Below are 19600 nucleotides of genomic sequence, written 5' to 3' on the forward strand. Positions count from 1 at the left end.
ATGGCGGGGTTCAACGAGTCGAACACGGTGCAGCAGCCGGTCCTGGATTTATTGGTGGCCGCAGGTTGGAAGCATATTCCGGGCCACCGGTTGGATCGGCACACCGAGGACGCCCTGCTAGAAGCTGACTTGCGCACCGCCTTCGCGCGCCTGAATCCCGCTATCGCTGACGTCCCGGAACGTGCTGCCGAGCTGTTGATGCCTCTTAGAAGTTTGATGCTCTCCGCCAGGGACGATGGGCTGGTCCCGACCAACCAGCATTTCCTGGAGTGGCTCCGTGGACAGAAAACCCGCAGGTTTCAAGGCAGGGACTCATTCGACCCGGTCCAGCTGATCGACTTCGTCAATCCCGCTAACAACATCTTGGTCGTCTCCGACGAGGTCACGTTCGGCACTCCGGGACATTCCTGCAGATTTGATCTGGTCCTCTGGGTGAACGGCATTCCTCTGGTGGTTGTAGAGACCAAGACTCGGCTGGACGCTCGGATTACGTGGTTGAAGGCTGCTCACGAGATCCACGCCATCTACGAACCCGGCTGGCCTGAGTTCTTCGTGCCCAACGCCTTTTCGGTCGCGACCGACGGGAAGGACTTTCACTATGGCGGTGTCGGGCAGGACATCGAATCGTGGGGCGTATGGGGCTCCACGGAGGAGGAAATTCTTCCGGCCGGCTGGCCGCGGGTGAAACGCAGTGTCGAGCTGCTGCTGAACCCGGCCACGGTGATGTCGGTGATCGCTGACTTCACCGCGTTCGAGCTGAGAGGCAAGCACTCGGGCCTGCCCCGCCTTCACAAGATCGTGCCCCGTTACCCGCAGGTGGAGGCAGTGCGCGCCATCCACACCCGCGCCCTGCACGGCACCAAGAAGCAAGGGTTGGTTCACCACACGCAGGGCTCAGGCAAGACATTGGCCATGCTCTTTGCCGCGGTGAAGCTCGTCAACGAGCCGAAGCTGAAGAATCCGTCCATCATCCTGATCGCGGACCGGATTCAGCTTGTCACTCAGATGTACCGCCAGTTCCTCCGCGCCGGCATGCCGTCCTTGGAGGCGCCGGAAACCGCGGCGGACCTGCGTCGGATTCTGGCCGAGGACCGCCGGGGCATCATCTTCACCACGGTGCACAAGTTCAAGAAGGCCGGTGTGTTGAACACCCGGGAGAACATAATCGTCCTTGTTGATGAGGCGCACCGGACCCAGGAAGGCCAGCTGGGGAAGTTCCTGCGGGCCGCTTTCCCTAACGCTCGGTTCTTCGGCTTCACAGGTACCCCGATCGCCGATGAGGACCGCAACACGTACGAACTCTTCGGGGACCCGGATGACCCGAACCATGCGATGAACACCTACGACTCAGACCGATCCATTGCCGACGGTACCACTGTGCCCATGCACGTCTCACCCCGGCTGGTCGACTTCCACATCCGCAAGGCTGACTTGGACAAGGCTTTCGACGAGCTCGCCGCCGAGGAAGGTTTGACCGAGGAGGAACAGGAGTTCGTCGCAGCCAAGGCAACGGACACGCGCACGTTCTTTGCCAACCCCGAACGGGTCCGGAAGGTCTGCGCGGACATCATCGACCACTTCTATTCCACGATCGACCCGCTGGGTATGAAGGCCCAGGTCGTTGCCTACGATCGCGGCCTTTGCGTGGCCTACCATCAGGAACTGACCCGGCAGCTGCTGGCCCGCGCGCGGTCTGGCGCGACACAAGATGAAGCAGCTGTCGTGATGTCGGTGCAGCCAAAAGACCACAGCGACTGGCAGGTGTTCCGCCTTAGCGACGATAAAGAAGAAGCCCTACTCAACCGGTTCCGCCAACTCGGGGACCAGCTGAAGTTCATCGTGGTTACTTCCAAGCTCGGTACCGGCTTTGACGCTCCCATCGAGGGTGTCATGTACCTGGATAAGCCGATGAAGCTGCACACCCTGTACCAGACGATCACCCGGACCAACCGGAACTGGAAGAACCCAGTCACCGGCCAGGAGAAGCGCTACGGGCTCATCGTGGACTACGTCGGACTCGGAGACGGATTCGCCAGGGCCATGTCACCGGCCAACCCGGAACACGCACGCAAGGAGATCGAGACAGATTCACTGCTGGGGCAGTTTGAGTTCGAGATCGCGAACGTCTTGGACCGGTTCGCCGGGATCGACCGGACCTCCAGCGGTTTCGAGGCGCTGCAGGCTGCCCATGACCGGATTCCCGACGATAAGGCCATGGAACGCTTCGCCGCCCAGTACGGAATGCTGCAGGGCATATGGGAGGCCGCTTACCCTGACCTGCGCCTGGAAGCCCACCGGGATGACTACAAATGGCTGTCCAAGGTGTACGCCTCCGTGGCGCCGGCGGACGACACGAGGGACCTGCTGTGGCACCGGCTCGGCGCCAAGACCCTGGAGCTCGTCCACGGCCACATCGGTGAAGTCACCGTCAGTGACACCGGCGTGGACGTTGTCATCGCCGACGAGGGCACCATTAAACGCCTTATCGAAGCCGGAGTTATCGACCCGTCAGCCGGGACAGGGGACACCCAGGTCACCACCGCTGGAGAAGTCATCGACAATATCGCGACCCGTTTGCGCAAGCGCCTCGAAGGCACCCAAGGCGCCCACCCGGCCTACAAAACCCTGGCGGAACGGCTGGAACGGCTTCGGGAACGCCAGCTGGCCAAAGCCCACGACTCCGTGGACTTCCTCCGGGATCTCCTAGACCTGGCCCGCGACCTGGCGGCCGCCGAAAAGGCAGAGGACGAAGCAGGGGCCGAAGGCTTAGACCTTCTCCCGGACCCGAACGTCGGTGCCCTCACTCAGATTTTCGAGGAGTACAAACCACAGGACGTGCCCGTTATCGTCGGAAAAGTCGTCACTGATATCGACGCCATCGTCAAAGAAGTCCGCTGGGACGGGTGGAACAACACCAAGGAAGGCGACAAGGCCGTCCGAATCGCAATCCGCAAAGTCCTCGTCCGGTATGGACTGCCCGCGGCAGGGGAACTGTTTGACCGGGCCTACGCCTACGTCGCTGAGAACTACTGAGCGCTGGCTTCGTTCAAGGCATTGGCTACAGACCTACGGTTGAGGAACCTTTCAGGGGTCGCCGTAGTTCTCGCCGAAAATCGGGCGGATTTGGGGTTTGTTTCGGCTCCGTTTTCCGTTTGCTCGCGTGCCAGGATTCTTGAAAACCCTCATTTTCGAGAACTTCAGACCGCCCGATACGAAACCCCGGAAACAAGCGGATTTGCGGTTCTCAAAACTGGTCCTCGAAACCGATTCTCAACAGTTGGCCTTGGCTTCGGGTATCGAGAAGCGTCTTAGCGTACTCTGACGTCCGAATTCTGTAGCTGCCCCTTCTATATCGGTCAAGTAGTCGTTGGACCTGGCTAACCGCCGGTCAGGTTGGTCCGGTCGTCCAGCCGTGTTCGGGGAAAGCCAAAAGAAAATAGCTTCTTGCCACGCACCTGAATGAACGGGAACGCCCTAGTACTGGGCGGAACGGGACCATCGCGTCCCCGCCAAGGAACCCCGGAACGCGAGGGTTATCTCTTACTTCACGGCGGCACCTTCAGGCGTTGACAGTCGGGGTTATGCTCACCGAACAGACAACTATCTTGGGGGAAGCATGCAGGGACTACCTCGCGTGACTGTATTACTGGCTGTTCTGGTTCTTCTCACATCCTGCTCCAGCTCTGCAGGCGGCTCCTCCACCACGATGAGCACCGTGTTATACGAGGTTGAGGGCACGACTACCGCCGCAGACATAACTATTGAGACGGGTACGGGTACGTCGCAGAAGAGCGTAGCGGTCCCTATGGGCAGCCCCAGTGAAGGGACCAAGGGGCTGACCCTTAAAATTCCTTCCGGCCATTTCCTGTACATCTCAGCTCAGAACAAAAAAAGCTTCGGGCACCGTAATATGCCGCATCACCGTCGACGGCGTTCAGGTCAGCGAGAATTCGGCGCAAGGCGCTTACGCCATCGCGACCTGCAAGGCCTGACTATCGCATCGTGCAGCCGCAGTAAGGCATGACGTGGCTCCTATGGGCACGGCAGCAGAGATTCTCGTGGTCGCAGCCGAGATGTTCGTAATTGTCGGCAAGGTCGTCCACAGACACTCGGTCGCGGACTTCCACGGCCCGGTACTCCTGAGAGTGTCGTCAGGGGCAAACTAGGCCCGGTTCCTCTTGAAGGGGTCGGGAGCCGCCAGGTTTGGTTTCGTGGGCGGGGTGTCATGCCCAAGTCTTTTGCACGGGTGAGCTGATTTTCAGGGGTTGTGCAGGGGACTGCTGAGCGGCGGGATTTCCGTACTCGTCTGCACAATGCGTCCATTTGCTCAGTTCACGCCTGCACGATTCGTCTATGGCATCCTGCTGGGTCCTGGTTGAAGGTATTGGTAGACGGTTTGGCGGCTGACCCCGAATTCCCGGGCGAGTGCGGCTTTCGCTTCGCCGGTGGCGGCACGTCGTACCAGGTCGGCCGCCTGCCGGGCGTTCAGCGCTTTGCCCCTGCCTTTGTAGACGCCGGCCCTTTTGGCCAGGGTGATCCCTTCACGTTGTCGTTCCCGGATGAGGGCCCGTTCGAACTCGGCGAACGCGCCCATCACGGAAAGCAGGAACGTCGCCATCGCGGTGTCCTCTCCAGTGAAGTTCAGGTTCTCCTTCGCGAACCGGACCCGCACCTTCTTGTCGGTCAGACGGCGGACGATGGCGCGCAGGTCCTCGAGGTTCCTGGCCAGGCGGTCCATTGAGTGCACCAGGACGGTGTCGCCGTCGCGAGCGACGGTAATCCGACCGTTAGTCGTGTCAGGTGCTTGGCGGGAGTATGGCGAAGTAGGCGGTCAGTAACGGCCCTTTCGAGTTATCCCCGAGCCGGGAGAATGAAGTCCAGTGCCGCCAGGGTTTCTGGCGTGGGGTCATGCCTGACCTGAAAGCACAGCGTGCGTAGTTCCGCTTCGCGGATCTCGCGCGTCACCAGGAACGAGTTGGTGAGCACCAGCAACGCCGCATGCAGCATGGAGGCCCGTAGTTCCCAGGTCTTTAGCTCGTCGAGGTCAATGGTCTCCCGTTGTCCCCCTTTGGACTCGCGTTTTTTGATGTATTGCGCATCGCCGGTATCAACATTGAGCAATGTGTGGACGGTCGAGTGGGCCAGATTGTTGCGGTAGTTCTGGATCTTCTGGACGGCGTTCATCAACGCGTTCTTGTCGCCCCAGTCCTCCGGGAGGGCCTTCTTCAGCAAGTTCAACTTGGTGCTGACGGTCAAGTCTGCAAAGATGCTTTGCGCCTTCTTCCAGTCGCCGGCGCCTGTCGCCCATGCCAGCAGGACTGACAGTCTTTGGTCGATGTGGGCTGCTTCAACGGTGAATCTTCCGATGTGCTCGAAGATCCGGGCCTCGTTGACGCCAACGGTCTCCAAATTGAAAGTATGGCTGATGAGCATGAGCGTTGACTCCATCGCTTTCCGGTCCGGTCTTGGAAGCTATCGCGGCTGCTGCCAGAGGGCTTGTGAGATTGAAATGAAATTGCGTGGGTCTGGTTCCTCGCGACCCATTGGAGCACTCTAGCCCTTGGCGCTGCGTTCTGGTGCGCGTGATGGGCGCACGATCCCACACAGTCAAATAGGACTCTCTCTGCTGCCCCTCAAGGGACCGTGCAGGCAGCCGGGCGCATCACCATGAATCGCGATTCCCGCGGCCGTGCCGGTGGCGCTGGTTCGTTGAACTTGGTTGGACCTTCTCCAAGGCTTTATCGGGATGGTTATTTTCGCGGCTGTAAAGCCGATCGTAGGCTTTGCCTGTGGCTTTCCAAGTGACCACAGCATTCGGAGTACCCAGAGCCGAAAGAGCCGCACCCAAAACCGGATTCACCAAGAACGCGACAAATAACGTAGAGAAGATGCCGGTCATGACAAGTATCTGAAGCGCTGTCCGCACTGCGTGGTCGTGGCCGAACGGAACCGTGAGCCCTAAGGCATTCGATGCCTCGTCCAGCAGCTTTTCCGCCCTTGGAAGCTCAGCAAAAAAGACGTCCAACTCATCCCTGAGGGCCAGACTTTCCAGCATTGGGTTCTTCGCAAGATCGGCCAGGATCGCGTGCGGGTCAATCTTGGCGATGTTCGCCAAGACAGCACTGAGATCGAGGTTGTCCAGCATGGCGGTGCTGGTGTTGAACTTGGCCAGAGCTGCGGTTGGGTCGACGAGCTTGTCGAGGTTGTCCAGCATGGCGGTCCTGGTGTTGAACTTGGCCAGAGCTGCGGTTGGGTCGACGAGCTTGTCGAGGTTGTCCAGCATGGCGGTCCTGGTGTTGAACTTGGCCAGAGCTGCGGTTGGGTCGACGAGCTTGTCGAGGTTGTCCAGCATGGCGGTCCTGGTGTTGAACTTGGCCAGAGCTGCGGTTGGGTCGACGAGCTTGTCGAGGTTGTCCAGCATGGCGGTCCTGGTGTTGAACTTGGCCAGAGCTGCGGTTGGGTCGACGAGCTTGTCGAGGTTGTCCAGCATGGCGGTCCTGGTGTTGAACTTGGCCAGAGCTGCGGTTGGGTCGACGAGCTTGTCGAGGTTGTCCAGCATGGCGGTCCTGGTGTTGAACTTGGCCAGAGCTGCGGTTGGGTCGACGAGCTTGTCGAGGTTGTCCAGCATGGCGGTCCTGGTGTTGAACTTGGCCAGAGCTGCGGTTGGGTCGACGAGCTTGTCGAGGTTGTCCAGCATGGCGGTCCTGGTGTTGAACTTGGCCAGAGCTGCGGTGACATCGAGGTTGGCCAGTACGGTGCTGGGATCGAACCAAGTGCGGTCCGACCCAACAGGGCGGCTCTGTGCTGGCGGGCTCTTCTCGACGGGCACTGCCGAATCACTCGTCCGCTTCTCCAGCGCAGACTTGGAGCCAATGCCGGAGCTCACGTCAATTGCCATCCCCCTATTCTGCTTGATGTCAACGACAGGAACCCGGGGACTTCCTGATGAACTGACTCGCCCTGCAAAATCGACCCTTTGGGAGGTGGAGGCACCATGGGTTCGATGCCGGCAAATGTTGCCTGTCTGTTTGCTGCACCGAAGGGCCGCTAAACGTGTAAGCCTGTAGCTTCAGACCCCATATCCGCCCGATTTTCGGCGAGTACTTCGGAGACCCCTTTCATCGCGCGCGTACCCGCATGCCGTCATGGGCTGTGTGAGAATCGCACTATGACCGAGACACCGGCAGCCCCGTGGCCCTCTTCGTTCGCCAACAAGCTCGCCGAGCAGGCCTCGGGTACCCAACGATGATGCTTCCGCGTCGCTTGGACCAGCTTGTAAGACTCAGCAACGAGGACAGATTTCCGATCATCGGGGAGGGCCTGGACCGACTAGGAGACCGCGTCGCCCATTTGGCGCGATCCGTGGCGGCACTCGAGCAAAATGGCGACGTCTTGGCTGCCGCCGCACTTGATGTCATTTGCACAGAAGAAGCCGCCAAGATCCTTATCCTGCTGGACTTGGCCAGATGCATGCACCCCCAAAAAGCATTCAGGAACGGCTGCGACTACTTCTACAGCCACCTTGCCCGCGGCATCTACGCCCATATCCATGAAGGAAATCCAGCCGACTTCGCCGAGATCCTGAACTACGTCAAAGTCCTCCGCCCGAGCCACTACTTGGATGGCCCCAACGACGCGGACTGGATCTTCCGCAACGAAATCCTCCGCGGGCGGGAAACCGCACTATACGTGGACTACGAAGAATCCCAGCCGGGCCAGTTCGAGTGGACTGGAGGCAACCAGGACCTGCTCTACGTTCCCGCGCGTTTAACAGGCCTGGTGCTCGCAATGAAAACAGCGGGCGTTTTGACTGAAGCCGGGGCACGGGCCGCAGCTAAAGCCTGGAAGAGCGCAACGTTTGATGGATCGACACGTTGGGAGTACTGCCGCGCCCGGGCAAGGCAAGTTCTTGCAGACTTAGCGCCAGAGAAGGAGGACATAACGCAAGAGCTCGTCGATGCCTGGGGAATCGTTCAAGAAAAGTGGACGTTCCCGCTAACCCAACTCGACCTCAGGATTGACAAGGTAACTATCCAGGAAATGAACGACCGGCAGGTCAGACATTACAACAACATGATGATGGACGAGTTCGGCCCAAACGATTACTGAATCAGTTTCCACTTCAGAAGCACTTCAACCCGAATCGCTGAAGCACGTATGAGAGGTCCGGGTCGTTTCGAGGTATCTGGGATCCGGAATCCGGTCTACTGGGCTCCGTTACCGGCTCAAGGCCGTCATCAATTCGTCGTAGCCATGTAGCCCAACAGCGCTCTCCGCCGTGCCGGCTTGGATAGACGACACCATGAGGACGGCCGCCGTCGTCAAGTGTTAGCGCGTGGACCCATTCGGAGATCTCGCAGGTAACGTCTCGGCGGCCGCCTGACAGCAATGATAGGTCGACGCCGGTTACTCCCAGCAGCACGAGTTGCGGGCCCAGTGTCTTTTCCAAAGCCGTGATGCTTTGGAATGTGGTGATGTCAACGAACCACCCATCGCGGGGGACTGTGATTTTGTACATCATACGGTCGTTCCGCCATGATGCCGGAAGAGTGTATGGAGGCAGTTGGTTGCCCCACTCGGCAGCAACAGCTGCCCAACCGCTATCGGCATCCTGAATGTCATCCAAGTACTTGCTAAGGTCAAGGCCCGACTCGGGGTTGTCTGCAAGACGTCGTTTGAATGCACCAAGGACTTCGGCATAGGCGAGCCGCTTACTGGTACCTGCGTAGATTGTTCGATGCCCTGGCACATCCCACCGTTGCCAGCTGCGCCAGGCATCGACGTTTGCGCCGGGCCGCTCTTCTGGCCGCGGCTGAGGATTCATGGGCCCGTACTTCGTTTGGGCTACTCGGAAGGTGTGCTCGCCTCGGGCAGCGAACAATTGAAGACCGGAGGCCGCGCATATGCGCGGCCTCTCAGCAACTTCCTCTAGTGTTTCCCCCGCAGTCATGGAGCAACGTTACAGCGGGCCCGATTCACGAACCAATGTTGTCGTCCAGGAATGCCCGTGCAGCCTCGATTACCTGACGGTTCATCCCCTTGTTCAGAGCCTCTATGGGGGTGGTTTCGTCCAGAAGTGGGTTCAGCCCGATGAACCAGGACCGCGCGATGTGCTCGTCATGCTCTAGTTTCAAAGCGCGCCAAACTCGAAGGGCTGTCTTCAGTTTGGTGACTGAGGCGTCCCGTGGGACCACGTCTCCACGCGCCCAAGCTGAGGGGAGTTTTCGGTCACGCACGCCCGCAAGGACGGCCACCAGCGTTGGGCCGAGAGCCTCGTTGAGCTCTTTGGCTGTGGAATGGATGTCCATTTGAGCTGTCTCATAGTATGAGGCCGTTATTGTGTCAACCGGCATGATGGTTCTCCTTCCTAACCGATCCTAGAGTTTGAGGGGCTTATCAGGACACTAATACTACCCATAAGACCCCCTCAAATACCCCCTCTATATGATGAGCCTCACATTAGACCCTGATCCTTAGATTGACTAGACCCTCGTCCTTTTAACCTGAACACCGCCGATGACTGGGTTTGCCCAAAGGGCGGCGCCGAGTGGACGATATGTCCTCGTTATTCGTCGTTACCTTGCTGGAGGGCCGCCGGCAGGGATGTCAGGCCCGGATCGTGCCGAAGTGTGGAGCGTCCGTGAAGTGTCGCCGTTGCGAACACGCAAAGCCCGGCTCCGTCGTATCCGTGAAGGCGTAGTGGTTCGGTGTCGCGGAATTCGAGGACGAGCGTAGATCCTGCCGGGTCAGGATGTGAGGCGATTACTCCCCTGTACCAGAAGCTGAGCCAGCCGCCGCTGGTCCGGCACATGATCCGTCGGTCTGTCACAAGAGTGCGGACAGTCTGGTTTTCGCGCCACATCGGTTGGGCAGCGGCGTGTGCCGATGAGCGACTGACAGCGTTGCCGATCGCGGAACCGACCATCGAGCCGATGACGAATGAGGGTCGGCCGAAGGCGACCGTTGACGTGTGCGTGTACACCGCGTCGTTGCCGTACCACCGCCCGTACTGCATGGGGACGTCCATCAGCAGCACCTCATCGGCTTCAAGCATGACGTCCCAGGTCTGAAGCGCCACCGGCGGTGCTCCGTCCGCGAGCCGATCACGGAGGACGATCGCCCACTCGATCCCGCGCCTGTAGGCGTCGGCAACCGCCGCTTTATTCTTCTCGGTCTTGGTGTACCAGCCGAGCCGTCTGCGGAGCATTCCTAATGCGATGAAGATGTGCACAATCATCCAGACCCCGAAGACGGCAATGACGGCGAACATGCCGAGGATACCGAGCGAAAGCAGCCCGTCGGGATGTCCCGGAACGTACCAGTACGCCACCATGAGAAGTAGTGCGACGTAACCGGCAACCATCAGCGCGCCCGGCCACAAGAACCACGCCAAGAAGCGCGCAATTCGACGGGCCGTGGCGGTGTTTCGGACGGTTGTCGTTCCGTTAGGTAGCATCACGACTCCTTTTGCTCTTTCTGCGGCACTCGGTCGGGGTAGGGAAGCCAGTCGGCGGGCAGCTTGTCGTTGCTCAGCCGGCGCCGGTCAGAGAATTCCTTGTGGTTCCCTCCGGCGCACTGGGAGAACACACCGGACTTGCTGAACAGGAACGCGAAGTGCCTGTCCCAGTGGTTGACCCACCAGCCTGACAGCTCGCCTTCTGCTTCGGCTGCCATGTACGCCAGCCATAGGGCGTGGAAGCGGTCCACGGCTTCGGGGTGGTCCCACCACTGGGGGCACCATTCGCCCATGCGGTCATCGTGGGACTCGAAGCGGTGAAGGCGTTCACGGACCCAGCCGGCGAAAGCGTTGCGTTCCTTCGCTGCTTCCTCTTCAGGGTCGATCTGCGCTGCGGCTTCGGCCTCCGCTGCCAGGACTGCCTGGGCCCAGGCGCGCAGGGCCACCATGGACCACTTCGCGGTCCCGTCCGTGGTCCGGTCCGCTGCCGGCGCGTCGCGGTCGATGACCAGCTGCCGGAAGGAGGCCGTGGAGATCCGGCGGCCCAGCGCTTCGGAGAGGAACCCGGCCGCGTCACGGGCGGCCAGGAGGAAGTCAGTCCTTGGCTCCTCCGCTTCCTCGGGGATCTCTTCCTGCCATGCCTCAGCCGCCGCGGTGCGGTCCTCTTCGTCCACGATGGCCGTGGCCCAGTTGCGCAGGGCCATCATGGACCACTTGCTGAAGCCAGGTTTCTTGTCCGCCTCGGTGGGTTCCGGGACGGGGGCGTGCCCGTCCATGACGAGCTGCCGGAAGGCCGGCACGGTGATCTTCCGGCGCAGGATGTCCGAGACCAGGGCCGCGGCTTCCTGGGCGCCTAGCAGGAAGTCCAGGACTTCCCGGCCGGTGGCCTGGTCCGGGGAATCTGCAGCCTGATCCTCACCCTCGGCCGGATTTTCCAGCTCCTCTTGTTCGGAAGGCGGCACAGGGACGTCGGCGGGATCGGCAAGGATCTCACCGTTCTCGTCCACGGTGTACCCGTCCTCTGTGGTCTCCGCTTCCAGATCCTCGCTCACGCCGCGACCTTCTTTCCAGCATCAAGAACGGCCTGGATCGGTCCGGCCATCTCAGGGTCCTCGAACCAGGGCACCAGGCGCACAATTGTCACGACACCGCTGGATTCCTCCATAACGGCGTGCCACATAGGCAAGGTGTGCAGGTCCTTGATCGTCAGGATGTCCTCCTGCCGGCTGGAAATGCTCCGGCTGGCCGGCCCCCGTTCATTGGAGGTGTAAGAGGCCGTGTACTCGTCCGTCTTCCCGTACAGGGCGGACAGATCCGCCAAATAGGCCTTCTCACGGATACCGCCGCCAAAGACGAAAATACCGGCGGCGTTCTTCAACACCCGCCACGCGGCTTCGCCCATGACCTGTTCACCGAACGCCTCGGACTGGATGAAGACCCGCACCATCATGCCCATCGAGCCGAAGTACGTGAACCAGTCGCCCATCTTCGGCAACGCGACCGTGTTACCGAACTCGTCCAGGTCAAAAACCGCCGGGACCGGCAAACGGCCACCGTTCGCCTGGGCCAGGCGTTCACCGGTCTCGAAGATCGCCTCCAGGAACGCCGTCATCAGACCCGTGACGACCCGGCTGGAGCCCTTGGACAGGGCGATGAGGGTGTCATGGGAGGACAGGAACTTCACCGGGTCGAACTGCGGCAGCCCCTGGTTGGGTCGGATCCATCCCAGTAGGTGATCGTGAGTCAGGGAGGATGCCATGCGCTGCGCGGAGGCAGCGACACTGCCCATGGTGTCTTCGGGCTGGCGCGACATGCCGAAGAGCTGATCGGCCAGCCGGGAGAAGTCCTGCTCATTCTTCTCCTTCTCGTCCCGGGAGCGGTTATTCGACGACGCCTTGATCAGCACCTCCCGGGGGCTGAGGAAGTCGGCGCTGGAAACCCAGGCGTGCGCCTGGTCCATGGTCCCTCCGATGAGGGCCTGAGCGAGGATGCAGGCGGCGAGAAACGACCGGCCCTGCTCATCAAACTGCGCATCCCCGCCACGGTCGCCGACGCCCTTTGTGGCTTCCTCCAGAACGGAGGCCAGGTTCGTGGCCTGCTCGCTGTTCGTGATGCCCAGCAGCGGGTTGAACCAAAATGCAGGCTTCCCGGACTTCCGGAAAACCTGCTGCATGTCCAGCATCCAGACCTGGCCGCCAGGGTGCCAGATCGCCCGGGCCGCCAGGACCTCCTTCACGCCGTCCACCTTGTTCCCGGCCATCGTGTACGAGCCCGGAGCCCAACGGGCGCCACGGACCAGCAGGGCAGTGGACTTCCCGCGGCCCGGGCCCATGACGAACAGACCGCACTGCCGCTGTCCCTGATACAGCCAGTCCCCGCCGAGCACCCACCGGCCCACGTGCAGGCCCGGTGTGATGCCAGGGCAGTTCGGGTGCAGGCGTGCCGCCTCGACTGAGCGTGTCTGCACGCTCACCGCGGCGATGTCTTCCTTGGTAGCCATCAGTTTCGCGCGGTCGGCCATGCGTTTGTTCCGGGACCGTCCGCCGGGTTCCCTCAGCCTGGCCACGAGATGCCACACAAGGACCACGACCAGAACCAGGAGCAGGGCGATGGACGCCGGAGGGATCCTGACGCCCGTCGCCCACAGCAACAGAATCGACAGGGGGTTCAGTCCCCAGTTCGTGCCGGTAGGCGTCAGCCACTCCCCCACCCAGGCAGAAGCGACGATGCCGGCCCACAGGCCCAGTACGAACAGGACGGACATCCACGTGCTGGACCAGTTGCGGGGCCGGTTCCCGCGGACGGTGGTGCTCATATGGCTCTTCCCTCTCTCTAGTTGCGTGGACTGGGTAGGGCGGAAAAGTCCGGGTTGCGCCGACATTCACCGCACAGCCCCGCCGAAATGAAGTACAGGTCTACGACGACGCCGGCTACGACCACATCGGGTGCAGTGCGCTGGCAGCCGTCGCAGAAGTCTTCACGGTCAGAACCGGTGTTTGTGGCGTTCACGCGGCCCCGTTCCTCGACACAGTGCCTGCAAGCCAGCGTCAGTTCCCGGTCCCAGGCGTACATCGTCCCGATCTGGGGGCCGAAGCGTTCATCAAGATGGACACAGCGCTTCGGGCCGCGTTCCAGCAGTGCCGCCCCTAGGGCCCGGTACGCGTATTCTCTGCTGAGCGTGTCTTTCACATTTGCCGCAAATGCGTCCATTTCACGCAAGGCCAGTTTGCGTTCGTCCTGCGCTGTTGGCGGCCGAACGGCAAAATAGCAGAGTCTGTCCATCTCTGCGTAGAAGTACATGTTGTCGGGGAGGCCCCTGAGCACTGCCGGGCCGCTGCCGCGACCGGCAGAGGCCCGGATGAGGCCGTCCATGGCGACCCTAAACCCCTTGGCCCGGTACCAGAATGCGGCGTCGGGCGTCTTTGAGAACGCGATGTTCCCGTAGATACCAGGCACCGAGGCCGGTACTCTGGCCCTGGCAGCTTTCAGGAGGGCTTCGGCGGCGCCTTGTCTGCGCTCCTGCGGTTCAACCGCGAGGCTGAGCAGTTTCCACCAGGTGAATTTCCGTGTCCCTGTGAAATGGCCTGCCGCGTCAGAGGTATTGGCCTCCACGGGTGCTGGGCCAAGGAGAAGGTGCCCGACCTGCTGCCCCTCGACTTCGGCAATGAGGCAGACGCTCTCGCTCTCCTCGGACAAGTGCCTGGTCCAGGTGAACGGTGTCTTGACGATCCGGTCCGCTTGCCCTTCAAGGAACGGGATATCAGAGTTCTTGGCGTCTCTGATGTTGACGGGGTGGTTCTCGCTCATGCCGCTACCTGCTTTCCGCGGGCCCTGGCGATCGCGTCGGCCCAGGCCTCGTTGGTGTCGTGAATCCGTTTCTCCGGTTCGGTCAGGTCGACCCGGAACGGGATACCCGGCGCGTTGGAAGTCTTCAACAGGAAGTGGCCCCGGCCCGGAGGCGGGTTCATTTCTCCTGTTGCCGGGTTGATCGTGCCCTCGGCCGACCAGTCCACGAGCTGCTGGATCTCCTTGTTCGAGAACCGGCGGATCTGGCGCAGATCCTCTTGCTCGTTCTCGGCCAGGCCGCCCAGGAACACCATCGAGCTGCGCTCCACGAAGCCCATGGCCATCTTGGTCCGCTCCTCCGTGGAAAGCCGTAGGTCCTTCATGGAGTGAGTGATCATCAACTGCCCCAGGCCCTTGGTGCGGTTGACCTTCGTGATCTCGTTGATCCGGTACACCGACCCTTCCCAGGCCTGGAGGATCTGCCACAGCTCGTCCATGACCATGAAGTGGTGAACCTCGGGGCCCAGTTTCTTCTTGCCCTCGGGGTCTTCGGGGTCCGGCTCATCGGCCAGGATCTTCGCTGAGAGGGCCCCGCCCTGTCCGTAAGACCAGATCACCAGCTGCGCGGCCGCCCGCAACAGCGCTTCGCTCTCGTCAATGCTGGAGACGTCGAAGACGACGGGCTGGTAGATGTCCATCTCCACAGTGGTTTCGCCCCAGAACATGCCCTGGAAGATCCCGTCCGGGCCCAGGCCGATGATTCCCTTGACCAGGTCCCGGACCTCGGCGTCGTATTCCTTCTCATCCATGTCCAGGATGGCGGCGCGGATACGCGGGTGCCGGTCCTGGATCACCCGCCTCAGGTCGGCCAGAACCGGCTGGCGGCCCTCGGCCGCTGCTTCCTCTGTGGCCACCCGGATGGCGGCCGAGAGGATCGTGTGTTCGGACTGTTCCTCGGTCAGGCGGCGCTGAAGGATCATTTCGATCAGGCCGGCTACGGTGTTCACCCTCCGGCCATGGATCTGCCCATCGACCTCAGCCCGGGTCTTATCGGACAGCTTGTTCAGGTAGTGCCAGATCGGGCCTGCGTCCAGTGCGTTGATACAACCGACCCCGCCCAGGCCCAAGCGGATGTGCTGGCCGCCCATCTCCTGGGCCATGCCGACGTAGTCCGGCTTCAGGTCCCCCAGACACAGCGGGATGAATCCCAGGTCCTTCAGCATCAGGCAGATCCTCACTACCAGGGAAGACTTGCCGCGGCCGTTCAGGGCCAGCACGAAACCTGACGGTGCGGAGTAGATTCCTGCCAGGAACAGGGACAGCGGGTCACCCATCAGGGGTTGGCCCGTGCGCAGGTTCCGTCCGAGCAGCGCCCCGATCATCGGGGATGCCGTGCCGACCCCGAACGGCCACATGCCCCCCACCTGCGTGGACATGCCCTGGAACTCCAGGGGAGCGTCCACGTGCAGGTGTGCGCCACCACGCGGGGCTTCAAAGCCCCTGGGGGTCAGGCCAGGAAGAGCATCGTAGGCCGCGGCGGCCGCCGGGGCTTCCTTACGCAGCATCCGGTACCACTGATGCATGGTCCAGTCCGCGAACTCGTCAATCTTGCCCATCGAGCGCTCCTATCCGCTTAGAGTGACCGGCGCATGGCCGAGCTGACAGTGGCGTACTTGGCCGGAACAACGCCCAAGCCCAGGCCGATGGCGTGGCCGGCGTCGTGGCCTCCGTCCGAGGGACGGATGCTCATCGTGACACCCGTGCTGCACGCCCTGCGAAGAGCCGCCGTGGCCTTGGCCAGCCGGTTTTTCTGATCCGGACCCGCGGCCACGGTGTTCGTCATCACGAACGCGAACCGGACCACGGCAGCGCCCCGGGCCTGCTCCTCCGCGCCGGCAGCGGCGCTCGTGAGGTCCCTGGCACCGACGGCTGTGGCAGCCTTGCCGCCCTGGTTCAGCTCGAAAGCACGGTCCGTCTGGTCCGATGCCAGGGTGCTGCTGGATTCCTCGGGCCCCAGTACCCGGTAGAGCATGGTGATGCGCTTCTGGTCCGAGACACCGTCAGGCATCAACAGCGCGTCCATTGAGTCATCCGCGAAGAACCCGGCCGGAGGCTTCCAGACCGAATGAGTCTGGGAAACGTATCCCGAGTGCTCCCAGTGCTCCAGGGCGGAATCGGCCGCTGGCGGCCCGACCTCGAACCATGAGAGGTTCGTGCCGGTGCCTTTCTTCACCCGGGCACGCTCCCTTGCCCGCTCGACCCCCAAGGCACGGTCGGGGTTGTAGGCGACGTAGGCGTAATCGACGACGTCGATCATCTTCATGACAGAGACGGTGTGGGAGCCCGCGTGCTGGATCTGTTCCTTCAGTGCCGGGATCTGGATGGCCAGGTCTTCGAGCATGTCCTCGGCTGTCCGGGCTTCCGTTCCCTCCGCGGCGATCTCAGCGGCCGTGAACGTCATCGCGACATGCTGCGTGAGCCGCGGCATGTTCGAATTAACGCTGGCCACGATGCCATCGACCGTCTCGCGCACGAACGTCCCGACCGTGGCGGGGTCCATCGTGCCGTGGTTCTCGCGGGCCTCGTTGATCGCGGACGGGAGACGTGCGCCCGGGTCCCGCGTCGCCTGGGTGGTCACCGCGATCTGTACCAGGTCCACGACGAGGCCTGCCTGTGCCTGGAACCCGGCCCAGCCGTCCACGAGCTGGTCGATGGTGGACTGGTCGTTGTACCCGCGGCCTTCGCCGGCGCAGGAGAAGAAGATCGTGGCCGTGCTCTCGCGCGGGTTCCACAGCATCCCGAACCGGTGCCCGAACGCGTCGGTCCCTTCATACGGTTCGGTGCCGGCCAGCAGGCCCGGAGCCCGGAAGGTGCCGTCGGGGATCCTTGATGTCGGCCCCGACACGTACTTTGTGGTGCCTTTGCGCTGGGCCTTGCGGAACGCGGCCCGGTTCCTGCTCTGCTCAAACGAGGACCGGCCCTGCCGCTTGCCCGTGGCAACCCAGATCACGGCCCAGATCCCTGCCGCGAGCACGAGCCCGGCAGGGATCAGCCAGCCGAGCATCAGCAGAATCGCTGCGGCGATCACGGACACCAACGCTATGCCGGCCCCTCCCATGGACAGCCCGAGGAACCCCGCCGCACGCGGTGTGGTGATATCTCCGTACATTGGGCGGCTCATGCCTCCCCTCCTTCGATCGCTTCTTCAACCCTGTACACGTGCTGCGACAAATGATTCTTAGCCGCGTCCATCCGCCGCCGCCCGGAACCATGCCCCGGCTGCACGGATGCCGGCCGTGGAACAGGAGCGGCGGGCCGTGCCTGTCCCCCGCCATTGACTCCGCCCAGCTCCTGCTTCGGGATCGGCGGAGCCTGCGGAGGTGACAGCGGTTTCGGCTGCGGCGGGGCGGGATAACCATGCCGGGCAGGATTGACCAGGCCGCGGTTCACCGGTGCCGGTGCCGGGCCTCCAAGGCTCCCGCCACCAGTGCCGGCGGTCGCCATCGCGGGTGCGCCCATCCGGCCGCCCCGGGCCAGGTTCTGGGCCTGGGAGCCGCCGATCTTACCCATCAACGACGCACCGCCCATGATTGCCCCGGTCGCGGCCGTCATGCCCGCCATCACCAGGGCACCGGCCCCGACGCCGCGGGACGCTGCCGCCATCGTCGGAACGACCAAGCGGATCAGGGCAGGCAGGACCAGGCCGGCCGCGCCGATCACCATGAACCCGGCCATGGTCTGCAGTGCCAGCTGGTCAGCGCCGAGCTTCGCGCCATCTGTTGAGGTCAGTAGCTTCACCATGGCGATACCGCCGCCATAGATGATGCCGGCGATGGGTTTGAAAAGGCATGTTGCCAAGGTCCAGCCGATCACCTTGTAGAACGCGGCCGCGCCGCGCTCCGTGACCGATCCGGCCGCGAGAACCGGGATCATGCCGGCCACGATCGGGAGCATCCCGTAGGAGAAGATCATGAAGAAGAAGTTCATCAAGGACCCCACCAGGGCGATCAGGAACACGATGATCAGGATGATCACCACGCTCTGGCCGCCGTTGTTGCTGGTCAACATGCCCATGACCGCTTTCTGGTCCCCGGAGAGCGTGAACAGCGACTTGTTGAAGTCCGTCTCCCCGCCGATCATTGTCACGAACCACGGGGCCGACAAGTCACCGAAGGCCAGCAGGAGCCCCACCACGGACAGCGTCAGCCCGGAGAACACCACCGTGCGGCCAATGGCCCAGGCCAGCTGCTCCCCGTTGTTGTTGTTCTTGCGCATCGCGTACTGCACCACCACGAAGGCCGTGGACAGCATGCCGACCACACCGATCAAAACCCGCGTGTAGAGCATCACCTTCTGCGCCGGGGAATCCCCGCCCGCATTCATCAACGACGGGGCCGGGATATTCAGCCACCACGACGAAAGCCACTGCAACGCTGTGACCACACCTTCGTACAACTTTCCGGCCAAACCCACCCAAGCATCCTGAACGGCGTTATTGACGGCACCGCCGACCAAGTCGCCTATCAAATCAGTGCGCTGCATTGGACACCTCTGCAGAGAAAGGAACGTAGCCGTCGAAGCTCGTTACCTTTGTGCCACGTGCGAAAGAATCCGATCCGGCAGGCACGACTTTCCAGTCGTTTCCTTCCCAGTGGAGAGTGATCCGCGTTGTGCCGTTGATCTTCTCTGTACCAACTTGCGAAACGAATCCCATATCCACCAGAGCGGTGTCAGCTTGGAGCTGGATCCGGTATCCGGCAAGGTGAGTGATGCTCCTGTAATCAGGATCGGGGGCCTGCGCCCCGGAGAGGACACGCTTGGCCTGCGCCTCCAGACCGTCACGGTCTGGTCCTGTAACAACGACCGCGCGGATCACGTCAGGCGTGGAGGTGTTGACCGGTGCAGTAAAAAGCTCCCACATCCAATGCACCGCTGCGGCCAGGGCTCCGGTCTGGGTCTTGGCGAAGCCCGTGTCCACGCCTCCGACGGGTTTTCCGCAGGGGCCGGCACCCTTGATCACGGGAATCTGCCCGGATGCCTTGGCCTCCCACCTGTCCACGCCTGGCGCGGTGGTGGTGATGTCTTTAGGAGTGTTGTCCAGGCAGTTCCCGGGGTCTGCGGCCCCTGGGGTGTAGACGATGGTGGGAACAGCGGCAGGGTTAGGAGCCTGTTGTCCCTGGTTCTGGTTGTTGAGCACGCCGAGGATGACCGCGCCGGACAGCAGAACGATGATGAATATCGCCAGGGCCCAGCGGGTCCGCGACAGCTGGCCGGGGTTCATTTTCTCGGGATGAGCAACGGCGTCGTACTGGCTTCGGGTGAAGCTCTTCAAACCCATGTGTTCACTTCCTCTCTATC

General features: G+C 62.1%; 13 protein-coding genes and 1 pseudogene. 2 read left to right on the forward strand and 12 right to left on the reverse strand.

The features are described 5' to 3' along the window. Complete coding sequence (locus ACSBOX_RS21370; protein WP_442546160.1) at window positions 1–3033, forward strand: type I restriction endonuclease subunit R; 3033 nt, start codon at window positions 1–3, stop codon at window positions 3031–3033. Between the two features lie 1318 nt (window positions 3034–4351). Here ACSBOX_RS21370 and ACSBOX_RS21375 read toward each other — a convergent pair. The 3 genes and pseudogenes from ACSBOX_RS21375 to ACSBOX_RS21385 all read right to left on the reverse strand — a co-directional run. After that, window positions 4352–4780, reverse strand: a pseudogene (locus ACSBOX_RS21375) (recombinase family protein); the annotation flags it as partial. A 71-nt stretch (window positions 4781–4851) separates the two neighbouring features. Further along, a complete protein-coding gene (locus tag ACSBOX_RS21380; RefSeq protein WP_442546161.1) occupies window positions 4852–5433 on the reverse strand; it encodes a hypothetical protein in 582 nt (193 codons plus the stop codon). A 229-nt stretch (window positions 5434–5662) separates the two neighbouring features. Beyond that, on the reverse strand, window positions 5663–6898 hold the full coding sequence (locus ACSBOX_RS21385; protein ID WP_442546162.1) for a hypothetical protein: 1236 nt from the start codon (window positions 6896–6898) through the stop codon (window positions 5663–5665). A 464-nt stretch (window positions 6899–7362) separates the two neighbouring features. Here ACSBOX_RS21385 and ACSBOX_RS21390 point away from each other — a divergent pair, with 464 nt between their 5' ends. Next, window positions 7363–8109 (forward strand): hypothetical protein, encoded by a 747-nt coding sequence (locus tag ACSBOX_RS21390; RefSeq protein WP_442546163.1) that lies wholly within the window; start codon window positions 7363–7365, stop codon window positions 8107–8109. Window positions 8110–8975: 866 nt separating this feature from the next. Here the strand turns inward: ACSBOX_RS21390 and ACSBOX_RS21395 are convergent. From ACSBOX_RS21395 to ACSBOX_RS21435, 9 genes are all read right to left on the reverse strand, one after another. Next, window positions 8976–9353, reverse strand: a complete 378-nt coding sequence (locus tag ACSBOX_RS21395; RefSeq protein ID WP_442546164.1) for a hypothetical protein — start codon at window positions 9351–9353, stop codon at window positions 8976–8978. A 212-nt stretch (window positions 9354–9565) separates the two neighbouring features. Continuing rightward, window positions 9566–10456 carry a hypothetical protein gene (locus tag ACSBOX_RS21400; protein ID WP_442546165.1) on the reverse strand — a complete coding sequence of 297 codons (891 nt, stop codon included), beginning with the start codon at window positions 10454–10456 and terminating at the stop codon, window positions 9566–9568. Further along, entirely contained in the window at window positions 10456–11508 is a 1053-nt protein-coding gene (locus ACSBOX_RS21405) for a DUF4913 domain-containing protein (protein ID WP_442546166.1), read from the reverse strand. Before ACSBOX_RS21405 ends, ACSBOX_RS21400 begins: the two co-directional genes overlap by 1 nt. Next, window positions 11505–13271, reverse strand: coding sequence for a type IV secretory system conjugative DNA transfer family protein (locus ACSBOX_RS21410; RefSeq protein ID WP_442546167.1), 1767 nt, complete (start codon window positions 13269–13271; stop codon window positions 11505–11507). Before ACSBOX_RS21410 ends, ACSBOX_RS21405 begins: the two co-directional genes overlap by 4 nt. A 17-nt stretch (window positions 13272–13288) precedes the next feature. Continuing rightward, window positions 13289–14263: a GNAT family N-acetyltransferase gene (locus tag ACSBOX_RS21415; RefSeq protein WP_442546168.1), complete on the reverse strand. Its 975-nt coding sequence runs from the start codon at window positions 14261–14263 to the stop codon at window positions 13289–13291. Next, complete coding sequence (locus ACSBOX_RS21420; RefSeq protein WP_442546169.1) at window positions 14260–15858, reverse strand: ATP/GTP-binding protein; 1599 nt, start codon at window positions 15856–15858, stop codon at window positions 14260–14262. Before ACSBOX_RS21420 ends, ACSBOX_RS21415 begins: the two co-directional genes overlap by 4 nt. Window positions 15859–15875: 17 nt before the next feature. Then, a complete protein-coding gene (locus tag ACSBOX_RS21425; RefSeq protein WP_442546170.1) occupies window positions 15876–17423 on the reverse strand; it encodes an SCO6880 family protein in 1548 nt (515 codons plus the stop codon). Further along, window positions 17420–18784, reverse strand: coding sequence for a hypothetical protein (locus tag ACSBOX_RS21430; RefSeq protein WP_442546171.1), 1365 nt, complete (start codon window positions 18782–18784; stop codon window positions 17420–17422). The genes ACSBOX_RS21425 and ACSBOX_RS21430 overlap by 4 nt, the downstream gene beginning before the upstream one ends. Further along, window positions 18771–19580: a hypothetical protein gene (locus tag ACSBOX_RS21435; RefSeq protein ID WP_442546172.1), complete on the reverse strand. Its 810-nt coding sequence runs from the start codon at window positions 19578–19580 to the stop codon at window positions 18771–18773. The genes ACSBOX_RS21430 and ACSBOX_RS21435 overlap by 14 nt, the downstream gene beginning before the upstream one ends. Between the last annotated feature and the right edge of the window lie 20 nt (window positions 19581–19600).

This window comes from Arthrobacter sp. KN11-1C (genome assembly GCF_052180225.1).
GTDB lineage: Bacteria > Actinomycetota > Actinomycetes > Actinomycetales > Micrococcaceae > Arthrobacter.